The following is a 20,872-nucleotide window of genomic DNA, read 5'->3' as shown; positions in this document are numbered from 1 at the left end:
CGTCAGTCCCGGGCCTGCCACGTGCAGACGCACACCTCGTTGCCCTCCGGGTCGGCCAACACCCAGAACGAGGGCGCGCGGTCGCCGCTCACCAGATGCCCTCCGGCGGCGATGGCCTCCGCCACCCGCTGCTCGGCCACGTCGTGCGGGACCGTCACGTCGAGGTGGATCCGGTTGCGCTGCGGGCGCGGCGCGTCCATCTGCTGGAACCAGATGGAGGGGCCGATGCCCGCCGGGTCCTCGAGCGCGTCCTGCGTGGTCGCGTCGTCGCGGTAGGCGAACACGGCCCGCCAGAACGGCAGGACGGCCGGGATGTCGAGCGCGTCGACCGCGATCTCGGTGACGCCGAGCACCGGCACCTCCGACTCGATGCCCAGCTCGTCCGCGATCTGCGAGATGACGGCCGCGAGCGCGATGTCGCGGTCGGTCACGCCGTGGACGTCGTGGCTGGTGAGGCGCACCCGCAGGCGGTCGTACGTCAGGTGCAGGTCCGGGTGGTGCTGCACGGCCTCGGCGGCGATCGTGATGCGCTGGGCCAGGAGGAAGCCGCGGGTGAACGTCTCGGTGCGGAACGAGGCGTGGATCGTGTTGAGGAGCACGCGCCAGTGGCGTGCGTCCGTGCGGGCTGTCACGTCGGCGTGCGTCAGCAGATCGCTCATGGGCACAGCGTGGCGCCGGGCGCCGACATCTGCCTGTCGGGCCCGGCGCCACCGGCCTCAGCGCGCCGAGACCGCCGTCCAACGGTCGCTGCCCGAGTCGACCCGGTGCACGGGCCCGGTGAGCGTCGTCCGCGCCTCCGTCTCCCGCACCGCGCACGAGGGCCCGACCCACAGCTCGAGCTCCCCGGGCTCCACGACGCGGCGCATCTCCCGGTCGGTGAACGCGAGCCGCGCGGGCGGGGCCGAGAAGGACACCACGACGGACTCCCCCGGCTCGAGGTGGACCCGGTGGTAGCCGATGAGCTGCGCGACCGGCCGGGTCACCGAGCCCACGACGTCGCGCGCGTAGAGCTGCACCACGTCGTCGCCCGCCCGCTCCCCCGTGTTGGCCACCCGCACCGAGACCTCGACCGGGGCGTCCGTGGCCACCTGCGCGGGCGCCTGCAGGCCGGTGTGGGTGAACGTCGTGTACGACAGCCCGTGGCCGAACGGCAGCGCGGGCGTGCTGCGCAGGTTCGTGACGTCCCCGTCCCCGCCCAGCGGCGGGTGCAGGTAGGAGTACGGCTGCGCGCCGGCCGACCGCGGGATGCTCACCGGCAGCCGGCCCGACGGGTTCACCCGCCCCGACAGCACCCCCGCGATCGCCGGGGCGCCCTCCTCCCCGGGGAAGAACGCCTGCACGACCGCCGCGCAGCGCCCGAGCGCCCAGTCGATCGCGTACGGCCTGCCGGTGAGAAGCACCAGGACCACCGGCGTCCCCGTCTCCAGGACTGCCTCCACCAGCTCGCGCTGCACGCCGGGGAGCTCGAGGTCGTCCCGGTCGCACCCCTCGCCCACGGTGCCGCGGCCGAACAGGCCCGCGTGGTCTCCCACCACGAGCACGGCGACCTCGGCGTTGGCCGCCGCCGAGGTCGCCGCGGCGAAGCCCGAGCGGTCGTCGTCGTCGATCGCGCAGCCGAGGGCTGTGACGACCTCCGCGTCGGGGAGCGCGGAGCGGAGCGCCTCGACCACCGTCGGGATCTCGATGCCCACCTCGACTCCGGGGTGGTGGGCGAGCACGTGGTTGAGGAACGAGTAGCAGCCGAACAGGGCCGCGACCCGGTCGGCGTTGGGGCCCGCCACCGCGATGCGGGCCGGCGCCCTGAGCGGCAGCGTGCCGTCGTTGGCGAGCAGCACCACCGACTCCTCGGCGAGCCGTGCCGCGATCCGCCGGTGCTCGGGGCTGTCCAGGTCGACCGCGGTGGGCGGCTCGTCCTCGAAGGTCGCGTCGAGCAGCCCCAACGCCTCCTTCTGCTCGAGCGCCCGCAGCACCGCGCGGTCCACCAGCGCCTCGTCGACCCGCCCGGACCGCACCGCCGCGGCGAGCGGCCCCAGGTACGCGTCGCCGGTCGGCAACTCGATGTCGACCCCCGCGGCGAGGGCCAGGCCGGCGGCCTCGCCCAGGTCGGCGGCGACGGCGTGCAGCAGGTGCAGGAACGCCACGCCGAAGTAGTCCGCGACGACGGGCCCCTCGAAGCCCCACCGCTCGCGCAGCACGCCGGTGAGCAGCTCGGGGCTGGCCGCGACGGGCACGCCGTCGATCTCGGCGTAGGAGCTCATGACCGAGCGCGCCCCGCCGTCCAGCAGCGCCATCTCGAACGGCGGCAGCAGCACGTCCTCCACCTCGCGCCGGCCGGCGCGCACGGGCGCGAAGTTCCGCCCCGCCTGCGAGGCCGAGTACCCGGCGAAGTGCTTGAGGGTGGCGTGCACGCCGGCCGACTGCAGGCCGCGCACGTACGCCGTGCCGAGGGTGCCCACCACGTACGGGTCCTCGGCGATGCACTCGTCGACCCGGCCCCACCGGGGGTCGCGGATCACGTCGAGCACCGGCGCCAAGCCCTGGTGGACCCCGAGCTGGCGCATCGAGCCCCCGATCGCCGCGCCCATCTCGGCCACGAGCCCCGGGTCGAACGAGGCGCCCCAGGCCAGCGGCGTCGGGAAGGTCGCGGCCTGCCACGCGGTGAGCCCGGTCAGGCACTCCTCGTGCACCAGCGCGGGGATGCCCAGCCGGGTGTCGCGCACGAGGGACCGCTGCTGCGCCCACAGCCAGCGGGCCCGCTCCACCGGGTCGACCGGCCGCGTGCCGTACACCCGGGTGAGGTGGCCCAGGCCGTGGCGGGTCGCCTCCGCGAGGCCGAGGTCGTGGGTGAAGTCCCCTTGCAGGGGCGCCACGGCCTCGCCGTCGGCCTTCTCCCAGAACCCGGTGATCTGCGCGAGCTTCTCCTCGAGTGTCATCTGCGCGAGCAGCGCCCGCGGGCGGGCGCCGACCTCCGACCCCAGCGGCTGGGCGGCCGTCACCGGGCCATTGCCCTCGTCGTGTCCTGTCGGCATGGTCCGGGCCGGAGCGTCGGCGCTCGCCCGCGGGGCGGCGCTCATCCCTTGACCGCGCCCTGGAGGCCGTTGACGATCCGCTTCTGCATGGCGAGGAAGAACACCAGCGCGGGGATCATGGCCAGCGAGGTGAACGCGAACACGCCCGCCGTGTCGGAGGAGTACTCGGAGGAGTAGTCGGCGACGCCCAGCGGCAGGGTCTTCATCCCTCCCTGCAGCAGGAGCAGAGGCAGCAGGTACGCGTTCCAGGAGCCGACGAACGCGAGCACGCCCACCGTCACCATGCCCGGGCCGGAGAGCGGCACGAGGATGCGCCAGAAGAACCCGACGCGGGAGGCGCCGTCGAGCAGCGCCGCCTCCTCGAGCTCGTCGGGCAGCGCCTGCAGGAACGGCCGCAGGATGATCACCGTGGTCGGCAGCGCGAACGCCGCCTGCGGCAGCGCCACCCCCCACCAGGTGTTGCCCAGCTGCAGGTCCTTGGTGATGAGGATGAACAGCGGGATGATCGCGACCGTCGCGGGGAACAGCAGTCCTGCGACGAACACCAGGAACAGCTGCTCGCGCCCACGGAACCGGTACCGGGCGAGCGGGTAGGCGGCCATCATGCCGAAGACCACCACGATGGCGGTGGTGACCAGGGCGATCACCGTGGAGTTGAGCGTGTAGCGCCAGAAGTCCGGGTTGGTGAGCACGCCCGAGTAGTTGCTCAGCACCCATGGGCTCGGGAGGCCTGCCGGCGTCTCGGCGAGCTGCGCGTTGGAGCGGAAGCCGCCCAGCACGCCGTAGAGCACGGGGCCCACGGTGAGCGCGACGACGACAAGGGCCAGGCCGTAGACGAGCGGCGAGCCGCCGCCCGGGCGCTTGGGGCCACGCCGCCGCCTGGCCGCTGTCGGAGGCTGGCCGGTCGACGCTGACGTGAGGGTGCCGGCGCTCATCGGTGTGCCTTCTTTCGCGGGGCCGGGTCGTGGGTGTCACGACGCATCACGAACCGCTGGTAGAGCAGCGCGAAGGTCAGGGCGACCACGAAGAGGATCACCGAGGCCGCCGACGCGATGCCGAAGTTCTGCCGCTTGGTGCCCTCCGTGACCAGGAAGGTCACCATGGTCGTGGTGGCGTTGGCGGGGCCGCCCTTGGTCAGGATCCAGACCATGTCGAAGAGTTGCAGCGAGCCGATCATCGACAGGAAGGCCCACGTGCGGACCGTCGGGCCGAGCAGCGGGATGGTGATCCTGCGCTGCGTCTGCCACCAGCTGGCGCCGTCGAGCTGCGAGGCCTCGTACAGCTCCTCGGGGACACCCTGGAGGCCGGCCAGGAAGAGGATCACGGCCAGGCCCAGGTACTTCCAGGTGAGCACCGCGATCACGGCGATCATCGCCTTGTCGGGGGTGCCGAGCCAGCCCTGCGGCGGCCCCTCGAGGCCGACCACGCCCAGGACCGCGTCGATCACCCCGTACTGGGGCTGCAGCAGCTGGAACCACACGACGCCGGCGATGACCTCCGCCAGCACGTACGGCACGAAGATGATGGTCCGCAGCACCCCCTGGCCCCACAGCCGGCGGTTGAGCAGCAGCGCGATGGCCAGGCCCAGCGGGAGCTGGATGAGGATCGAGAAGACCACGATGGTGAGGTTGTGCTGGAGCGCGTCGGTGAAGACGTCGTTCTGGAGCACGCTCACGTAGTTCCTGAGGCCGACGAAGTCGACGAGCGGGCCGAACCCCTTCCAGCGGTACAGCGAGAACTGCACAGCCTTGACGATGGGCCAGACCACGAAGAACAGGAACAGCAGGAGCGCGGGCGCGACGAAGAAGACGATCTCCGCGCGCTTGCGCCAGGCGGGGCCCGGCCCACGGCGTCCGCCCGCGACCCGGGCCGTCGGCCGCGCTGTGGCGCGACCGACGACCGGGGCCTGGGTGGTGGACGTCGCAGGCGAGACGGTGGCGCCCCGGGGGGCGGTCGTGTCGTCTGCCACGTCGGTCACTTCTCCGCGTCAGCCGCCGACTGGGTGGCGTCCACGATGTCCTGCGCGGACCCGCTCGAGGCGAAGACCAGCGCGATCGCGTCGTTCATCGCGCCACCGACCGACGTGCCGAACGCCGTGTCGAAGTAGAGCTGGACGAACGGGGAGCTGTCGCGCACCTCGAGCAGCGCCGCGAGTGCCGGGTCCTTGACGAACTCGACGGCCGCGGGGTTGGTCGGCAGGCCCATGTCCTGCTCGGCGAAGCCCTGCTGGACCTCGTCGGACAGCAGGTACTTGACGAAGTCGACGGCCACGTCAGGCGCGCCCTCGGACACCGCCCACGCGTCGCCGCCGCCGAGCACGGCCGCTGGGTCGCCCTTGCCCCCGGTCACGGCCGGGAACGGGAACCAGCCGGTGTCCTCGCCCAGGCCCTGCTTGTCCTCGGTGAGTCCCTGCATGACGCCGGGCTCCCAGTGGCCCGCGAGCTCCATCGCGACCTTGCCGGTGGCGAGCAGCGCCGAGGCGCTCGTGGGGCCCTTCTGCGCGGGGGTCGACAGGAAGCCCGCGTTGAACGGCTCTGCCGCGACGAGCTTCTCGAGGTTCTCGCCGGCCTTCGCGAAGCACGGGTCGGAGAAGTCGAGGGTGCTGACGCCGTCCTGCAGGACCTTCTGCGAGCACTCGCGGAGCACGAAGTAGTACCAGTAGTGCGCGGCCGGCCACTTCTCGCCGACGCCCACCGAGATGGGCTCGATGCCGGCGGCCTTGAGCTTGTCGATCACGGTGTAGAACTCGTCCCACGTGGCCGGGGCCTCGGTGACGCCGGCCTGCTCGAAGAGCGCCTTGTTGTACCAGAAGCCGACGACGCCCATCGAGAACGGCAGGCCGTAGGTCTGCCCGTCGATCTGCCAGCCCGCGACCGAGCTGCCGAGCGTGGAGATGGTGTCCGCCGCCACGTCGGAGAGGTCCTTCGTCAGGCCGGCCTCGACGTGGGCCTGCATCTCGCCGCCGCCGCGCTCCATGTAGATGTCGGGCGCGTCGCCGCTCTGGAAGGCCGCGTCCAGCTTGGTCACCATGTCGTCGTGCTGCATGGCGCTGACTTCGATCTGCACGCCGGGGTTGGCCTCGGAGAAGTCGGCCGCGACCTTCTCGTAGTAGTCCTTGCCGGGCGCGGTGTTGGAGTTGTGCCACCAGGTGATGGTGGTGCTGTCCCCGGTGTCCCCGGAGGTCTCCTCAGCCTCGCCCGTCCCCCCCGAGCTGCAGGCGGTCGCGAGCAATGCCACCCCGAGCCCCAGGCTCAGGGTGCGCAGTGCGGCAGTCCTGGTCTTCGTCTTCATCGTCGAATCTCCTCGTCGTCACTGACAGGGCTGGACGGCGCCAGGCTGCCAGTAAAGAGGACAATCGCGTCAAACGTTGTCGATATCGTTATCGAACTGATGCTCTATGCTTCCCACGTGGACACGACCCCGCGGGTGAAAATGGCTGATGTGGCCCGCACCGCGGGCGTCTCCGTGGCCACCGTGTCCAAGGTCGTCAACGGGCGCTACGGGGTCGCGCAGAGCACCCTCGCGCGGGTCCAGGAGGTCATCGACGACCTGGGCTACGAGGCCAGCCTTGGCGCCCGGTCGCTGCGGCGGCACCGCACCAACGTGCTCGGCATACTCGTCGCGGAGTTCGAGCCGTTCAGCACCGAGCTCCTCAAGGGAGCTTCGGCCGCGGTGGCGGCCACGGGGTACGAGCTGCTCGCCTACTCGGGCGGCGGCCGTGGCGGCGACGTCGGCTGGGAGCGCCGGTACCTCTCGCGCCTGTCGGGAACCCTGATCGACGGCGCCATCATCGTCACGCCCACCGTGGTCGCCGCCAACCACGGCGTGCCCGTCGTGGCCGTCGACCCGCACACCGGCCCGTCCGGCACCCCGACCATCGACTCCGACAACCGCGCCGGCGCCGTCCTGGCCACCGAGAGCCTCATCGCGCTCGGCCACCGGCGCATCGGCTACCTGGGGGGGCGCGTGGACCTCGACTCCGCGCAGCAGCGTGAGGACGGGTTCCGCCACGCGATGGCCGCCGCCGGCATAGCCGTCGACGAGTCGCTCGTGGCCATCGGCGGCTACCGCCCCGAGACGGCCGACGGCCCCGCCCGCGCCCTGCTGGACCGCCCCGAGCCGCCCACCGCGGTCTTCGCCGCGAACGACCTCTCGGCCATCCAGGTGATGACCGTCGCACGCGGGCTCGGCATGACCCTGCCCGACGACCTCTCGGTGATCGGGTTCGACAACGTGCCCGAGTCCGCGCTGGCCTTCCCCCCGCTCACCACCATCAACCAGCCTCTGCAGCAGATGGGCGCCGAGGCGCTCCGCATGCTGGTCGACCTGATCGACGGGCGCGAGCGCCCCTCGCACGTGCGGCTGTCCACCGAGCTCGTCGTGCGCGCGTCCTGCGCCCCGCCGCGCGCCTGACCGCTCCGGCGGCCCCGCGCGCGGCGCGCGGGACCGCCCCCGGCCTCACTCCTGGATCGCGGCCTCGCGGGTGCTCTCCGCCCCCGCCTTGATGTGCCGCGTCACCCATGGCGACAGCGCGAACATGGCGACCGCCGGGATCAGCGCGATCGCGCCGATCCACCCGAAGTAGGCCGTCTCGCTCACCCCCGTGGTGGCCGTCAGGACCTGCGCGGTGATCGCGTTCCCCGCGGCCGGCGCCAAGAACCACAGGGCCATCGCCTGGCTGCGGAACGCCTCGGGCGCCAGCAGGGTCGTCGCCGCGAGGCCGATCGGGGACAGGCACAGCTCCCCCAGCGTCTGGAGCACGTAGGTGGCCACGAGCACCCACGCCGGGGTCTTCGCGTCCCCGGCCAGCGCCGACGCGCCCGACAAGAACAGGAAGCTCGCCGCGGCCAGCGTCAGGCCGATGGCGAACTTCACCGCGGTGGGCGGGCGGTTGTTGGTCTTGAGCCACAGCCACGCGAAGACCGGCGACAGCAGCACGATGCCCGCCGGGTTGACCGACTGGAAGACCTCCGGGGCCAGGGTGAACCCGAGGAGGGACAGGTCCGTGCGGTTCTCCGCGTAGGCCGCCATGGTGCTGGCGGCCTGCTCGAAGATCATCCAGAACACCATGGCCGTGATGAACAGCGGCACGTACGCGGCCAGCCGCGAGCGCTCGTGCGAGGTCACGCGAGGCGAGCGGAACATCACCACGAAGTACACGATCGGCGCCGCGAACGCCAGGTACGACAGCGCGTCGATCATGGTGCCGATGCCGGTCGCGTCCGAGGTCCACGACGCCACGAGCACGGCGACGGCCACGGCCGCGGCCACCAGCAGCCCGGTGCGGGCCACCGACGGGCCGTCGGAGCGGGTCAGCGGGTTGCCCGGCTGGTCGCCGGCCTTGCCCAGCAGCGGGCGGCCCACGACGAAGAAGGCCAGCGCGATCGCCATGCCGACGGCCGCGACCGCGAAGCCGGCGTGGAACCCGCCCCACGCGCGCGCGGCGCCCACCACGAACGGCGCCGCGAGGGAGCCGATGTTGATGCCCATGTAGAAGATCGAGAACGCGGAGCTGCGGCGCGAGTCCTCGCGGTCGTAGAGCTCGCCCACCATCGTCGAGACGTTGGGCTTGAGCAGCCCCGTGCCCATCGCGACGCACGCGATCCCCGCGAAGGAGAAGGCCGCCGTGGGGATGGTCAGCAGCACGTGCCCCGCGGCGATCACGATGCCGCCGTACAGGGTGGCCCGGCGGGCGCCGATGACCCGGTCGGCCAACCAGCCGCCGACCACCGAGAGCAGGTACACCGCGGTGCCGTAGATGGCGACGAGGGCCGCGCCGGTGCCGCTGCTGATGCCCAGCCCGCCGTCCCGCGTGGCGGCCGTCAAGTAGTACAGCAGGATGGCGCGCATCCCGTAGTAGCTGAACCGCTCCCACAGCTCAGTGTTGAAAAGGGTGAAGAGACCCAGCGGGTGCCCGAAGAAGGCACGGTCGCGAGGCACGGGCGGCTGGTGATCAGGCCGGGGCTCGGCCTGGGAGCTGCTACTCATCCCCATATCGTGCAACGACTCGCTGGAACCGGCGCAGGCTCATAGTCCTGTCACCAGGACGAACGGCCCACACCTCGCGGCAAGCCACGGCGCATCCTGGACCGAGCCGGACGCCCCGCCTGGTCAGGGCCACCAGTCCCTGACGACGCATGGCGCACCGGGTGCGGACCACCAGTCCGCCTGCTGACGCCTGGCCCTGCTGATCCTTGGTCAGGTACCCCCAGCCGGGCTGCCTGCCTCGTCGCTCGACACGACCGGCAGGCGGCCCGGCGCCGGGGCGGCGGCCGTCGTCCGATCCCGCCCGCGTGGACGGCCCGCGTCGGTCAGTCGAGCTGTGCGGCGCGGAACTCGTCCTCGAGCAGCCCCATCACCAAGCCGTCGCACCACCGTTCGCCGTCGCGGTACGCGTCCCGCAGCCGGCCCTCGACCCGGAAGCCCAAGTTCTCGTACAACGAGCGCGCCCGGGGGTTGATGCTCAGCACGTCCATCTCGACGCGGTGCAGCCCCAGGCCGTCGAACGCCATCCCCAGCATGAGCTGGATCGCCTCGGTGCCGTAGCCGCGCCCCCGGTAGGCCGGGCGCATCACCAGGCGCAGGTTGCCGCTGCGCACCACCTCGTCGATGTCGTTGAGCACGATCTCGCCCAGGTACTCGTCGGACCCGTTGGCGGTGATCGCCAGGTCGACGCGCCCGTCCTCCTCCGCGATCGTCGCGCACCAGGCGTCGATCTGCGGGCGGGTGAAGACGGTGGTCGTGCCGGTCAGGCGGATGCCCTCCGGGTCCTGCACCATCTCCCACATGGCGTCCGCGTCATCGGCGCGGACCGGCCGCAGCCGGATCATCTCCCCCTCGAGGGTCGGCTTCCTCATAGCGCTCCTCTGATCACGCCTCCGAGCCTACGTGCCCGCCATGTCGCCGACGTTTCCAGGACGCTCCTCGCGGCTAGCGTGGCGAGGTGACCGCCATCCACTGGTTCCGCCGCGACCTGCGCCTCGCGGACAACCCCGCGCTGCTGGCCGCGGGCGCCGGCGGCGACGTGGTCGGTGTCTTCGTGCTCGACGACAGGCTGTGGCACGCCGCCGGGGAGCCCCGCCGCGCCTACCTGCTGCGGAGCCTGGCCGCCCTTGACGCCAGCATGGACGGCAGGCTCCTGGTGCTGCGCGGCTCCCCCGTCGACGCCATCCCCCGGCTGGCGCGCGACCTCGCGGCCGGGGCCGTGCACGTGGCGGCCTCGCACGAGCCGTACGGCCGGCGGCGCGACGAGGCTGTCGAGGAGGCGCTCGCGGGCGCCGGGGCGCGACTGACGCCCACGGGCTCGGCCTACGCCGTCGAGCCCGGCCTGCTGCGCACCCGCTCGGGGGACCCCTTCCAGGTCTTCACCCCGTTCCGGGCGGCGTGGCTCGAGCACGGGTGGCCGGGCCCGGCGGGCGACGCCTCGCGCACCCGGTGGCTGGACGCCGGCCGGGGGGATCCGCTCCCCGCCGAGCCCGACCTGGGCGGGCTCCGGCTGCCCGCCGCCGGGGAGGACGCGGCGCGGGCACGCTGGGCGGCCACCCTCGCCGACGTCGTGCCGGGCTATGCCGAGGAGCGCGACCGTCCCGACCGCGAGGGCACCTCGCGGATGTCGGCCGCCCTCCGCTGGGGCGAGACGCACCCGCGCACGCTGCTCGCGGACCTCGGGCGGCTCGCCGGCCCTGGCCCGGCGATGTTCCGCAGCGAGCTCGCGTGGCGCGAGTTCCATGCGGACGTGCTGCACCACGTGCCGTCGGCCCGCGTGGAGTCGTTGCGGCCTGTGGCGCCCGAGGACGCCTGGGCCTCGGGCGAGCAGGAGCGCGCAGGCCTCCGGGCCTGGCAGGACGGACGCACGGGCTATCCGTTCGTCGACGCGGGCATGCGCCAGCTGCGGGCCGAGGGCTGGATGCACGGACGGCTGCGCATGGTGGTCGCGTCGTTCCTGGTCAAGGACCTGCACATCCGGTGGCAGCGGGGCGCCGAGCACTTCATGAGGTGGCTGGTGGACGCCGATGTGAGCCAGAACCAGCTGAACTGGCAGTGGGCCGCCGGCACCGGCCGCGACGCCGCGCCGTTCTTCCGGGTGTTCAACCCGGTGGCGCAGGGCCTGCGGTTCGACCCCGAGGGCGACTACGTGCGCCGGTGGGTCCCCGAGCTGCGCGGCATCGCGGGCGCCGCAGCCCATGAGCCGTGGCTGCTGCCCGCCGGGGCGGCGCCCGGCTACCCGGACCGGGTCGTCGACCACGCGGTCGAGCGGCGCGTCGCGCTGGCCGACAACAAGCGCGCCAGGGCGGCACGATGACGGGCTTGCGCTTGACGTAGCGTCAACTTCTAGCGTCGGCCTCGATGGCGGAGAGCCCGCCGTCCGGAGGGACGACGCAGCGGGAGGCAGGCCATGCCGGGACGCGGACCGCGGCCGGAGCGCGACGAGACGTGGACCATCGACGAGGTGGCCCGCCTGTCGGGGACCACGTCACGCGCCCTGCGGCACTACGACGCGATCGGCGTGCTGGCGCCCCGGGGCACGGCGGCCGGAGGACGGCGCCTCTACGGGCGTGCCGAGCTGGTGCGGCTGCAGCAGATCCTCGTGCTGCGCGAGCTCGGGGTCGACCTCGCCACGATCGGCGACCTGCTGCGCGCCGAGGACGCCGACAGCCCCGAGGCTGCTCGCCGGGCGCGGCTCGACCTGCTCCGTGAGCACCGGGAACGGCTGCTCGCGGAGAGCGACCGCTTCGCACGGCTCGCAGCCACCGTCACCTCCACCCTCGAGTCCCTGGAAGGGGGCAGTCCTATGGAAGCCCGAGACCTGTACGCCGGGTTCGACAACAGCCAGTACGACGCCGAGGCGCGCGAGCGCTGGGGCGACGCGGCGGTGGACCGGAGCAACGACTCCTGGACGCGGCTCGGCGAGGACGGCCAGGCGCGGCACCTCGCGGAGCAGGACGCCGTCAGCCGCGGCCTGGCCGAGTTCCTGGCCGCGGGGGTGCCCGTGGACGACGACCGCGTGCAGGCGCTCGTCGCGCGGCACTACGCGGGGATCTGCGTGTCCTGGACCCCCGGGAGGGAGTCGTACGCGGGCCTCGGCGACATGTACGTGGAGGACGCGCGCTTCACCGCCGTCTACGACGCGTACGCGCCAGGGCTCGCGGTGTACCTGCGCGACGCGATGCGGGTGTACGCCCAGGCCGTCCTCCGCTGACAGCCCACGGCGGCTGACAGCCCGCGCGCCACAAGAGACCGCGCCCCGGGAGGACGGGCACAGCGGGGGGGAGAACGCACAGCGGGGCGCGGCCCGCAGGCCGCGCCCCGCTGTGCGTCGCCGTGCGCGGAGAGCGCACGGCGAGCGGTCAGCCCTCGCTGAGCCGCTCCAGCACGAGCTCGCGCACCCGGCCGGCGTCGGCCTGGCCGCGCGTGGCCTTCATCACCGCGCCGATGATCGCGCCGATGGGGCCCTGGTTGCCGGAGCGGATCTTCTCGGCCAGGTCCGGCTGGGCGGCGAGGGTCGCGTCGATGGCCTCGAGCAGCGGGCCGTCGTCCGAGACGACCTCGAGCCCACGCGCGACGACGACCTGCTCGGGGTCGCCCTCCCCCGCCAGGACGCCCTCGAGCACCTGGCGCGCCAGCTTGTCGTTGATCCGGCCCGAGTCGACGAGCGCCTGCAGCTGGCCAATCTGCTCGGGCGTGATCGGCAGGTCGCCGAGCTCGACCTCCTGCGTCTTCGCGGTGCGGGCCAGCTCGCCCATCCACCACTTGCGCGCGGCGGCAGGGGACGCGCCCGCGGCCACCGTCGCCTCGATCAGCTCGATGGCGCCCGCGTTGACCACGTCGCGCATCTCCGCGTCGGCGAAGCCCCAGACGCCCTGCAGGCGGCGACGGCGCGCGGCCGGCAGCTCGGGCAGCGTGGCGCGGATCTCCTCGACCCACTCGCGGCTCGGGTTGACCGGGACCAGGTCGGGCTCCGGGAAGTACCGGTAGTCCTCGGCGTCGGACTTCACGCGCCCGGCCGTGGTGATGCCGGTGTCCTCGTGCCAGTGCCGGGTCTCCTGCGTCACCGTGTCGCCCGCGTCGAGGACGGCCGCCTGGCGCGACACCTCGTAGCGCACCGCGCGCTCGACCGACCGGAACGAGTTCACGTTCTTGGTCTCGGTGCGGGTGCCGAGCACCGACTCGGGCGTCGGGCGCAGCGACAGGTTCACGTCGGCGCGCACGTTCCCGCGCTCCATGCGGGCCTCCGAGACGCCGAGCGCCCGGAAGATGTCCCGCAGGGTCTGGACGTAGGCGCGCGCCACCTCGGGCGCCCGCTCCCCCGCGCCCTCGATGGGACGCGTGACGATCTCCACCAGCGGGATGCCGGCGCGGTTGTAGTCGACCAGCGAGTACTCGGCGCCCTGGATGCGGCCCGTGGAGCCGCCGACGTGGGTGTTCTTGCCCGCGTCCTCCTCCATGTGGGCGCGCTCGATCTGCACGCGGAAGATCTCCCCGTCGTCGAGCTCGACGTCGAGGTAGCCGTCGAAGGCGATCGGCTCGTCGTACTGCGACGTCTGGAAGTTCTTCGGGACGTCCGGGTAGAAGTAGTTCTTCCGGGCGAAGCGGCAGGACTCGGCGATCTGGCAGTTGAGCGCCAGGCCGATCCGGATCGCGTACTCCACCGCCGTGCCGTTGACCACGGGCAGGGCGCCGGGCAGGCCGAGGGACACCGGGGTGACCGCCGTGTTGGGCTCGTCGCCGAACGTCTGCGGCGCGGCGTCGAACATCTTGGTGCGGGTGCCGAGCTCGACGTGCACCTCGATGCCGATCACCGGGTCGTACCGGCGCACGGCCTCGTCGTAGTCGACCAGGTCCACGGTCTGCGCGCTCACTTGCCCACCTCCAGCTCGGGCGCCTTGGCCAGCAGCGGGCCGCCCCAGTTCTTCTCCAGCAGCGCCTCGAGCGCGGCGCCCACGCGGTACAGCCGGTCGTCCGCCTTGGCGGGGGCCAGCACCTGGAAGCCGACCGGCAGGCCGTCGTCCGACAAGCCGTTCGGCAGCGACATGCCGGGCACACCGGCGAGGTTCGCCGGGATCGTGGCGACATCGTTGAGGTACATCGCCAGGGGGTCGTCGAGCTTCTCGCCGAGCTTGAACGCCGTGGTCGGCGCCGTCGGGGAGACCAGCACGTCGGCCTGCTCGAATGCGGCCGCGAAGTCGCGCTGGATCAGGGTGCGGACCTTCTGCGCGCTGCCGTAGTAGGCGTCGTAGTAGCCCGCGGACAGCGCGTACGTGCCCAGGATGATCCGGCGCTTGACCTCGTCGCCGAAGCCGGCGCCGCGCGTGGCGCCCATGACGCGCTCGGCGGTGGCCGGGCCGTCCTCGGGCTCGACCCGCAGGCCGAACCGCATGCCGTCGAACTTGGCGAGGTTGCTCGACGCCTCGCTCGGCAGGATCAGGTAGTACGCGCCGAGCGCGTACGTGAAGTGCGGGCACGAGACCTCGACGATCTCCGCGCCGGCCGAGCGCAGCAGGTCGAGCGACTCCTCGAACCGCGCGAGCACGCCGGGCTGGTAGCCCTCGCCCTGCAGCTCGCGGACCACCCCGACGCGCACGCCGGACAGGTCGCCGGTGGCGCCCTGGCGGGCCGCCGCGACCAGGCCCGGCAGCGGCTCGTTGATCGAGGTCGAGTCGCGCGGGTCGTGCCCGCCGATGAGCTCGTGCAGCAGGGCCGAGTCCAGCACCGTGCGGGTCACCGGGCCTGCCTGGTCGAGCGACGAGGCGAGCGCGATCAGGCCGTAGCGGGACACCGAGCCGTAGGTCGGCTTCACGCCGACCGTGCCGGTGACCGCGCCGGGCTGCCGGATCGAGCCGCCGGTGTCGGTGCCGATGGCGAGCGGGGCCTCGTACGCCGCGACAGCTGCGGCGGAGCCGCCGCCGGAGCCGCCCGGGATGCGGTCCAGGTCCCACGGGTTGTGGGTGTTGCCGTAGGCGGAGTGCTCGGTGCTCGACCCCATGGCGAACTCGTCCATGTTCGTCTTGCCGAGGATCGGCAGGCCCGCGGCCTTGATCCGCTCGACCAGGGTGGCGTCGTACGGCGGCACCCAGCCCTCGAGGATCTTCGAGCCGGCAGTAGTCGGCAGGCCCTTCGTGACGATGATGTCCTTGACGGCGATGGGCACCCCGGCGAGCGGGTGCAGGTCGGCGCCCGCGGCCCGGCGCTCGTCGACCTCGCGCGCGGTGGTCAGGGCCTCCTCGCCGGAGACGTGCAGGTATGCGTGCACGGCAGGCTCCACGGCGGCGATGCGGTCCAGGTGGGCCTGGGTGGCCTCCACGCTGGTGACCTCGCGCGCGGCGAGCTTGTCGGCCAGGTCGGCGGCGGACAGGCGGGTCAGGTCGGTCATGTCACTCCTCCCCGAGGATCTGCGGGACGAGGAACTTGCCGTCCTCCGACGCGGGGGCGCCGGACAGCGCCTGCTCCTGCGTCAGCGGCTGCTCGGGGACGTCCGAGCGGAACACGTTGGTCATCGGCAGCGGGTGGCTGGTGGCAGGCACGTCGGGCGTGGCGACCTCGCTGACCCGGGCGACCGACTCGACGATCACGTCGAGCTCGCCCGCCAGGCGGTCGAGCTCGGTGGGCGTCAGGTCGATCCGGGCCAGGGCTGCCACGCGCGCGACCTCGTCGCGGGAGAGGGTGGACATGCCTCGAAGTCTAGGCGTTCGACCATGGGCGCTGCGACGAGCGCGGCGGTCAGCGCACCCGGTCCACGGCCGCCGCGACCAGGGCGAGCAGGGCGTCCGCGTACACGTCAGGCGCCGTCGGCGCGCGGAACGACTGCTCGGGGCGGCCGGGCAGCTCGACCACCACCTGGTAGTCGTCGATGCCTCGGGACAGGCTGCGGAAGGTGCCGCCGAGCATCTCGCGGAGCTGGCCCTCGCTCGGCAGCCACAGCGCGTCCTCCTGGGACACCGAGTCCAGCGCCCACTCGGTCGTCCCGTTGAAGCCGAGCACTGTGCCGGTGGGGTACTCGTGCGCCTCGATCATCATGTCCGAGATCGTGAAGACCTCGGTCGACAGCCCGGGCTGCAGGATCGTGAACCGGTCCCCGGCACGCGGACGCCAGCTCATCCCGGCGGCCCGGAGCCGCAACGCGCGATCGACGGAGACCATGCGCCCAGTATCGGCCGGGTCGGGTGGCCGGGCACGTCGGCGCCGACGACGGCCCCGAGCCGGCGGCATGGCCACCCGGAGCCCGGGCCGCGCCGGTCACCGCTGGTCAGCGCGCTCGAGGTACCCGTACCTGTCGGCGGCCTGGAAGCCGAGGCCCGCGTAGAGCGCCGCGGCGCCGGTGTTGTGGACCTCGACCTGGAGGAAAGCCCGCGCGGCCCCGTGCGCGCGCGCCGCGTCCAGCGCCGCCGCCGTCAGCGCGCGGCCGAGCCCGCGCCGACGGGCCTGCGGCTCGACCACCAGGCACGACAGGCCGACCCAGTCCGCGGCGAACGCCGCACGTATGACGCCCGACACCCCCGCGCGGTCACGGACCGTGAGGTACACGGCCGGCGCGCCCTCGAGGATCGCCCGGGCGAGGCCGTGGTCCGCCCCTCCGCCGGCCTTGACCCCGAGCCAGCACGCCAGCCAGTCGTCGGCGGGCGCGGCAGAGACGTCGATCCGCGTGCCGTCGGGGCCCGGCCCGTGCGGCTCCTGGCCGCGGGCGGGGTCGGCGGCGTCGCGCACCAGCACGTCGGTGAGTGCGACGCGCCTGTACCCCCGCTCCTCGAGCACCGCCGCCAACCCTGCCGGCCGGCTCTCGCGGCCGACTCGCACCACCGTGGGCAGGCCCACGGCCCTGTACCTGCGCTCGACCTCGACGACCGTCGCGAGCACGTCGGCCGGCTCGGCGAGCGGCAGGGCGCTGTTGGCCCGGCGGGTGAGCCCGCCCGAGAAGCCCAGGCGCCACCCGTCCACCTGCTCGACCTCGAGGGGCGGCCAGGTCGCCACCTCGACCGCCACGCCCGGCGCCGGGACTGGGCTGGGCGGCTCGACCGGCGAGGCCTGCGCCGCGCCGCGCCGCTCCCTCGTCATTCGGCGTCTGCCGCAGCGTCGCCAGCGGCGTCCGCAGGCTCCTCGCGATCCGCGGGCTCCTGGGGATCCGCGTCGTCGAACGCCGCGGGGCCGCCGGCGAGCAGCCGGACGAACCCGGCCTCGTCGAGGATCCGCAGCCCGAGCTCGCGCGCCTTGGCCTCCTTGGTCCCCGCGTTCTCCCCCACGACGACGAAGTCCGTCTTCTTCGACACGCTGCCCGATGCCTTGCCGCCGCGGGAGATGATCGCCTCCTTCGCGCCGTCCCGGCTGAAGGCCTCGAGGCCGCCCGTCACCACGACCGTGACGCCCTCGAGGGTGCGCGGGGCGGACTCGTCGCGCTCATCGGCCATCGAGACGCCCGCCGCCCGCCAGCGGTCCACGATCTCGGTGTGCCAGTCGGCGCCCTCGCCGTGGAACCACTCCTGCACCGCGGCGGCGATCGTGGGACCCACCCCGTCCACGGCGGCGAGGGCCGCGGCGTCCGCGTCGCGGATCGCGTCGAGCGAGCCGAAGGCGCCCGCCAGCGCCCGCGCGGCCGTCGGCCCCACGTGCCGGATGGACAGGGCCACGAGCACCCGCCACAGCGGCTTCGTCTTCGCGAGCTCGAGCTGCTCGATGAGTTTGTGCGTGGTCGCCGTGGGAGCCGAGGGCTTCTTCGCGGTGGGCCTCGAGTAGAAGTACGGGATCTGCTCCCACACCCCGGTGCCGACGCCGGACTTCTTCCTCTCGCGCCAGACCCGCACGTCGGCGAGGTGCTCGGCGCGCAGGTCGAAGAGTCCCGCCTCGGTGCTGAGCACCGGAGTCTGCGGCTCGCCCTCCGCGTCCTCGGGCCGGTTGAACTCGGGATCGACCAGGGCGATCGCGGCCTCCCAGCCCAACGCCTCGATGTCCAGGCCGCCGCGGGAACCGATCCCGAACACCCGCTCGCGCAGCTGCGACGGGCAGGACCGCGCGTTGGGGCAGCGGATGTCGATGTCGCCCTCCTTCGCGGGCGCGAGCGGAGTGCCGCACGAGGGGCACTCGGTCGGCATCTCGAAGGCCCGCTCAGTGCCGTCCCGCAGCTCGACGACGGGCCCCACGATCTCGGGGATCACGTCGCCGGCCTTGCGGAGCACCACCGTGTCGCCGATCAGCACGCCCTTGCGGGCGACCTCGCTGGCGTTGTGCAGCGTCGCCATCTCCACCGTCGAGCCCGAGACGCGCACCGGCTCCATCACGCCGAAGGGGGTCACCCGGCCGGTGCGGCCGACATTCACGCGGATGTCCAGGAGCTTGGTGTTCACCTCCTCGGGCGGGTACTTGTACGCGATCGCCCACCGGGGGGCCCGGCTCGTGGAGCCGAGCCGGCGTTGCAGCGCGATCTCGTCGACCTTGATGACGATTCCGTCGATCTCGTGCTCGACGTCGTGCCGGTGCTCGCCGTAGTGGTCGATCATCTGCTGCACCTCGGGCAGGCCGGACGCGACCCGGCTGTGGGACGAGACGGGCACCCCCCACCCCTCGAGCAGCTCGTACACCTGCGACTGGCGCTCGAGGCCCTCGCCGCCCGAGCCGTCGCCCCACCGCAGGGCGCCGATCCCGTGGGCGTACATGCGCAGCGGCCGGGAGGCGGTGACCCGCGGGTCCTTCTGCCGCAACGACCCCGCCGCCGCGTTGCGCGGGTTGGCGAACGGCGCCTTGCCCGCCTCGACCTGCGCGGCGTTCAGCTCCGCGAACGCCGCGACGGGCAGGAACACCTCGCCCCGCACCTCGATCAGCTCGGGGTGCCCCGCGGGGTCGCCGGCCAGCACCTGGGGGATCGTCGAGATGGTCCGCACGTTCAGGGTGACGTCCTCGCCGGTGCGCCCGTCGCCGCGCGTGGCAGCACGCACGAGCCGGCCCCGCTCGTAGAGCAGCGCGATGGCCAGGCCGTCGATCTTGAGCTCGGTGAGGTAGTGCATCCCGCCCGGGCTCTCCCCCACGTCGCGGGCCACCCGCTCGGCCCAGGCGGCGACGTCCTCGGCGGAGAACGCGTTGTCGAGCGAGAGCATCCGCTCGACGTGGTCCACCGCGGTGAACTCGGTCGAGAACGTGCCGCCCACCGTCTGGGTGGGCGACTCCGGCGTGCGCAGCACCGGGAACGCGTCCTCGAGCGCCTCCAGCCGGCGCATCGTCACGTCGTACTCGGCGTCGCTGGCCAGCGGGGCGTCGCGCACGTAGTACGCGAACTGCAGGTCGCGGACGCGCTCGGCGAGGTCCGCCCACAGGTGGCGGGCGCCGACCTCGTCGAGGTCGGCCGGGAGCGTCGTTCCGTCGGGCGTGGCGGTCGGCGAGGTGACGGGATCAGGTGCAGTGCTCACGGGCACATCATCGCGTGTCCCGCCCACAGACGCCTCGCGCCGCCGCCGCGCCTCCCGGGCGCGCGGGAGGCGCGGTCAGGCCACCGGGGCCACGCGCCGGCGCCGCGTGAGCAGGCCGACCGCGACCGTGGCCCCGGCGCCGAGCACCGCCGCGGTCATCCCGGCCGCGAACGCGGCAGGCGCCATCTCCCCGACGACCACCTCGTCGCCGCCCTCGTCCCAGGCGCACACGGCGCGCGGCGGGAAACCGGTGAACTGCACGGTCGCCTGCTCCTGGTCATAGGCGACCAGGCACGGCTCGTCGCTCGTGGCCGCGGACCCGAGCGTGGTGACGCCCAGCCCGATCCAGCCTGCGACGAGGATCCCGAGCCCGACCAGGGCCACCCCCGAGCCGGCCAGCAGCGCGAGCAGCTGCCCCCGGGTCCGTCCTGCCATGCGTGCCATCGATCAGCCTTCCGCTCGTTCGGCGACCAGCTCGGCCGCCCGCACCGCTGCGGCGAGCGCCGCGCGTGCGTGATCAGGGGTCGCCGACGCGTCCGGGGGCGGCGGGAGGAGCGTGACGCGGCCCAGCCCGGCCGCCGGCAGGCCGACCCGGCGCCAGGGCACGGTCAGGGCGTCCGCCTGCGCCCGCAGGTCCGGCCCGGCGCACTGCGACGAGGTCAGGGGCGGCAGCTCCCCCCACAGTGAGGCGCCATCCTCGACCGCCCCGGCGACGGCCTCCCACGCGCGCTCGTCGAGCGCGGCGAGCGCGAGCGCGACGCCGTCGGCGCCCGAGCCCACGATGGGCCGCAGCGTCGTCCATGCGGCTCCGCCGTGCACCACGACCTGACCGGCGCCCGGCCGCGCGCCGCGCACCACCACACCGAGCAGCTCGGTGGCGACGGGCGCCGGGACCGCCCGCAGCGCGCTGTAGCCGGAGAAGCTGGGCAGCACCCCCGCGACAGCCTGCGCCAGCAGCGGCTCGTGCAGCAGCACGACGGGCTCGGCCCCCGGCACGAGCCGCCGCACGTCGGCCAGGTGCTCGGCCACGCCGGCGGCGAGCGACCAGGCGAGCTCGTCGAGCGCGCCACGGTCTGCCAGGACCCGGTCCCCGCGTGCCAGGTAGAGCCGCGCCGCGAGCGTGAGCGGCCCGGTCACGGGGACCACGAGCGGCCCGGCGTACCCGTGCGCGGCGACGGCGAGCGCGTCGAGGTCCTCGCGGCGCAGCGCCTGAGCCCGCGCGAGGTCGCCCCCGGGCCGGTCCGCGAGCTTCCAGCCGTGCGGGCCGAGCTCGGTGGGCAAGTCCGCGAGCAGCACCGCCGCGCTGCCGGTCGGTCCGCCCCACGGTCCGCGCTGGGGCAGCCGCACGGCGAAGGGCATGCCCGTGACGCCGGCGGGGGTCTCGGCGAGGTCGCCGACCACGACGGTCTGCGCCTCCAAGACGTCGTCACCGGGCCACGGACCGGATCCCGTCAC

Annotated in this window: 18 protein-coding genes; 3 read left to right on the top strand and 15 right to left on the bottom strand. The window is 73.6% G+C overall.

The window, feature by feature from the left end:
* Positions 1 to 2: 2 nt before the first annotated feature.
* The 5 genes from NP064_RS05260 to NP064_RS05240 form a co-directional block, all read right to left on the bottom strand.
* Complete coding sequence (locus tag NP064_RS05260) at positions 3 to 659, bottom strand: 4a-hydroxytetrahydrobiopterin dehydratase (protein ID WP_227570549.1); 657 nt, start codon at positions 657 to 659, stop codon at positions 3 to 5.
* Between the two features lie 57 nt (positions 660 to 716).
* Entirely contained in the window at positions 717 to 2,933 is a 2,217-nt protein-coding gene (locus tag NP064_RS05255; protein ID WP_227570630.1) for a beta-xylosidase/alpha-l-arabinosidase, read from the bottom strand.
* 137 nt (positions 2,934 to 3,070) lie between these two features.
* The gene (locus tag NP064_RS05250) at positions 3,071 to 3,964 is read right to left on the bottom strand and encodes a carbohydrate ABC transporter permease (RefSeq protein ID WP_227570548.1); all 894 of its coding nucleotides are present in this window, start codon (positions 3,962 to 3,964) and stop codon (positions 3,071 to 3,073) included.
* Positions 3,961 to 4,998 carry a carbohydrate ABC transporter permease gene (locus tag NP064_RS05245; protein ID WP_227570547.1) on the bottom strand — a complete coding sequence of 346 codons (1,038 nt, stop codon included), beginning with the start codon at positions 4,996 to 4,998 and terminating at the stop codon, positions 3,961 to 3,963. The genes NP064_RS05250 and NP064_RS05245 overlap by 4 nt, the downstream gene beginning before the upstream one ends.
* A gap of 5 nt (positions 4,999 to 5,003) precedes the next feature.
* On the bottom strand, positions 5,004 to 6,320 hold the full coding sequence (locus NP064_RS05240; RefSeq protein WP_227570546.1) for an ABC transporter substrate-binding protein: 1,317 nt from the start codon (positions 6,318 to 6,320) through the stop codon (positions 5,004 to 5,006).
* A gap of 117 nt (positions 6,321 to 6,437) precedes the next feature.
* Between NP064_RS05240 and NP064_RS05235 the strand changes: the two genes are divergently transcribed.
* Positions 6,438 to 7,442, top strand: coding sequence for a LacI family DNA-binding transcriptional regulator (locus tag NP064_RS05235; RefSeq protein WP_227570545.1), 1,005 nt, complete (start codon positions 6,438 to 6,440; stop codon positions 7,440 to 7,442).
* A gap of 45 nt (positions 7,443 to 7,487) precedes the next feature.
* Here the strand turns inward: NP064_RS05235 and NP064_RS05230 are convergent, their stop codons facing one another.
* Together NP064_RS05230 and NP064_RS05225 are read right to left on the bottom strand one after the other, a co-directional pair.
* On the bottom strand, positions 7,488 to 9,017 hold the full coding sequence (locus NP064_RS05230) for a peptide MFS transporter (protein ID WP_227570544.1): 1,530 nt from the start codon (positions 9,015 to 9,017) through the stop codon (positions 7,488 to 7,490).
* Positions 9,018 to 9,340: 323 nt separating this feature from the next.
* Positions 9,341 to 9,886: a GNAT family N-acetyltransferase gene (locus NP064_RS05225; protein ID WP_227570543.1), complete on the bottom strand. Its 546-nt coding sequence runs from the start codon at positions 9,884 to 9,886 to the stop codon at positions 9,341 to 9,343.
* An 86-nt stretch (positions 9,887 to 9,972) separates the two neighbouring features.
* Between NP064_RS05225 and NP064_RS05220 the strand changes: the two genes are divergently transcribed.
* Together NP064_RS05220 and NP064_RS05215 are read left to right on the top strand one after the other, a co-directional pair.
* On the top strand, positions 9,973 to 11,331 hold the full coding sequence (locus tag NP064_RS05220) for a cryptochrome/photolyase family protein (RefSeq protein ID WP_227570542.1): 1,359 nt from the start codon (positions 9,973 to 9,975) through the stop codon (positions 11,329 to 11,331).
* A gap of 93 nt (positions 11,332 to 11,424) precedes the next feature.
* Positions 11,425 to 12,228 carry a MerR family transcriptional regulator gene (locus NP064_RS05215; protein ID WP_227570541.1) on the top strand — a complete coding sequence of 268 codons (804 nt, stop codon included), beginning with the start codon at positions 11,425 to 11,427 and terminating at the stop codon, positions 12,226 to 12,228.
* Positions 12,229 to 12,376: 148 nt separating this feature from the next.
* Here the strand turns inward: NP064_RS05215 and gatB are convergent, their stop codons facing one another.
* From gatB to NP064_RS05175, 8 genes are all read right to left on the bottom strand, one after another.
* Positions 12,377 to 13,888 carry an Asp-tRNA(Asn)/Glu-tRNA(Gln) amidotransferase subunit GatB gene (gene gatB / locus NP064_RS05210; RefSeq protein ID WP_227570540.1) on the bottom strand — a complete coding sequence of 504 codons (1,512 nt, stop codon included), beginning with the start codon at positions 13,886 to 13,888 and terminating at the stop codon, positions 12,377 to 12,379.
* Positions 13,885 to 15,399 (bottom strand): Asp-tRNA(Asn)/Glu-tRNA(Gln) amidotransferase subunit GatA, encoded by a 1,515-nt coding sequence (gatA, locus tag NP064_RS05205; RefSeq protein WP_227570539.1) that lies wholly within the window; start codon positions 15,397 to 15,399, stop codon positions 13,885 to 13,887. The genes gatB and gatA overlap by 4 nt, the downstream gene beginning before the upstream one ends.
* A 1-nt stretch (position 15,400) precedes the next feature.
* The gene (gatC, locus tag NP064_RS05200) at positions 15,401 to 15,697 is read right to left on the bottom strand and encodes an Asp-tRNA(Asn)/Glu-tRNA(Gln) amidotransferase subunit GatC (protein ID WP_227570538.1); all 297 of its coding nucleotides are present in this window, start codon (positions 15,695 to 15,697) and stop codon (positions 15,401 to 15,403) included.
* Between the two features lie 49 nt (positions 15,698 to 15,746).
* On the bottom strand, positions 15,747 to 16,166 hold the full coding sequence (locus NP064_RS05195) for a pilus assembly protein CpaE (RefSeq protein WP_227570537.1): 420 nt from the start codon (positions 16,164 to 16,166) through the stop codon (positions 15,747 to 15,749).
* Positions 16,167 to 16,262: 96 nt separating this feature from the next.
* On the bottom strand, positions 16,263 to 17,078 hold the full coding sequence (locus NP064_RS05190) for a GNAT family N-acetyltransferase (protein ID WP_227570536.1): 816 nt from the start codon (positions 17,076 to 17,078) through the stop codon (positions 16,263 to 16,265).
* Positions 17,075 to 19,417, bottom strand: a complete 2,343-nt coding sequence (gene ligA / locus NP064_RS05185; RefSeq protein WP_372456410.1) for an NAD-dependent DNA ligase LigA — start codon at positions 19,415 to 19,417, stop codon at positions 17,075 to 17,077. The genes NP064_RS05190 and ligA overlap by 4 nt, the downstream gene beginning before the upstream one ends.
* A 75-nt stretch (positions 19,418 to 19,492) precedes the next feature.
* Positions 19,493 to 19,861 carry a hypothetical protein gene (locus NP064_RS05180; protein ID WP_227570535.1) on the bottom strand — a complete coding sequence of 123 codons (369 nt, stop codon included), beginning with the start codon at positions 19,859 to 19,861 and terminating at the stop codon, positions 19,493 to 19,495.
* Between the two features lie 3 nt (positions 19,862 to 19,864).
* Entirely contained in the window at positions 19,865 to 20,872 is a 1,008-nt protein-coding gene (locus NP064_RS05175) for a uroporphyrinogen decarboxylase/cobalamine-independent methonine synthase family protein (RefSeq protein WP_308015944.1), read from the bottom strand.

The organism is Cellulomonas chengniuliangii (genome assembly GCF_024508335.1).
Lineage (GTDB): Bacteria > Actinomycetota > Actinomycetes > Actinomycetales > Cellulomonadaceae > Cellulomonas_A > Cellulomonas_A chengniuliangii.
This window is presented reverse-complemented; position numbering and strand designations above follow the sequence as displayed.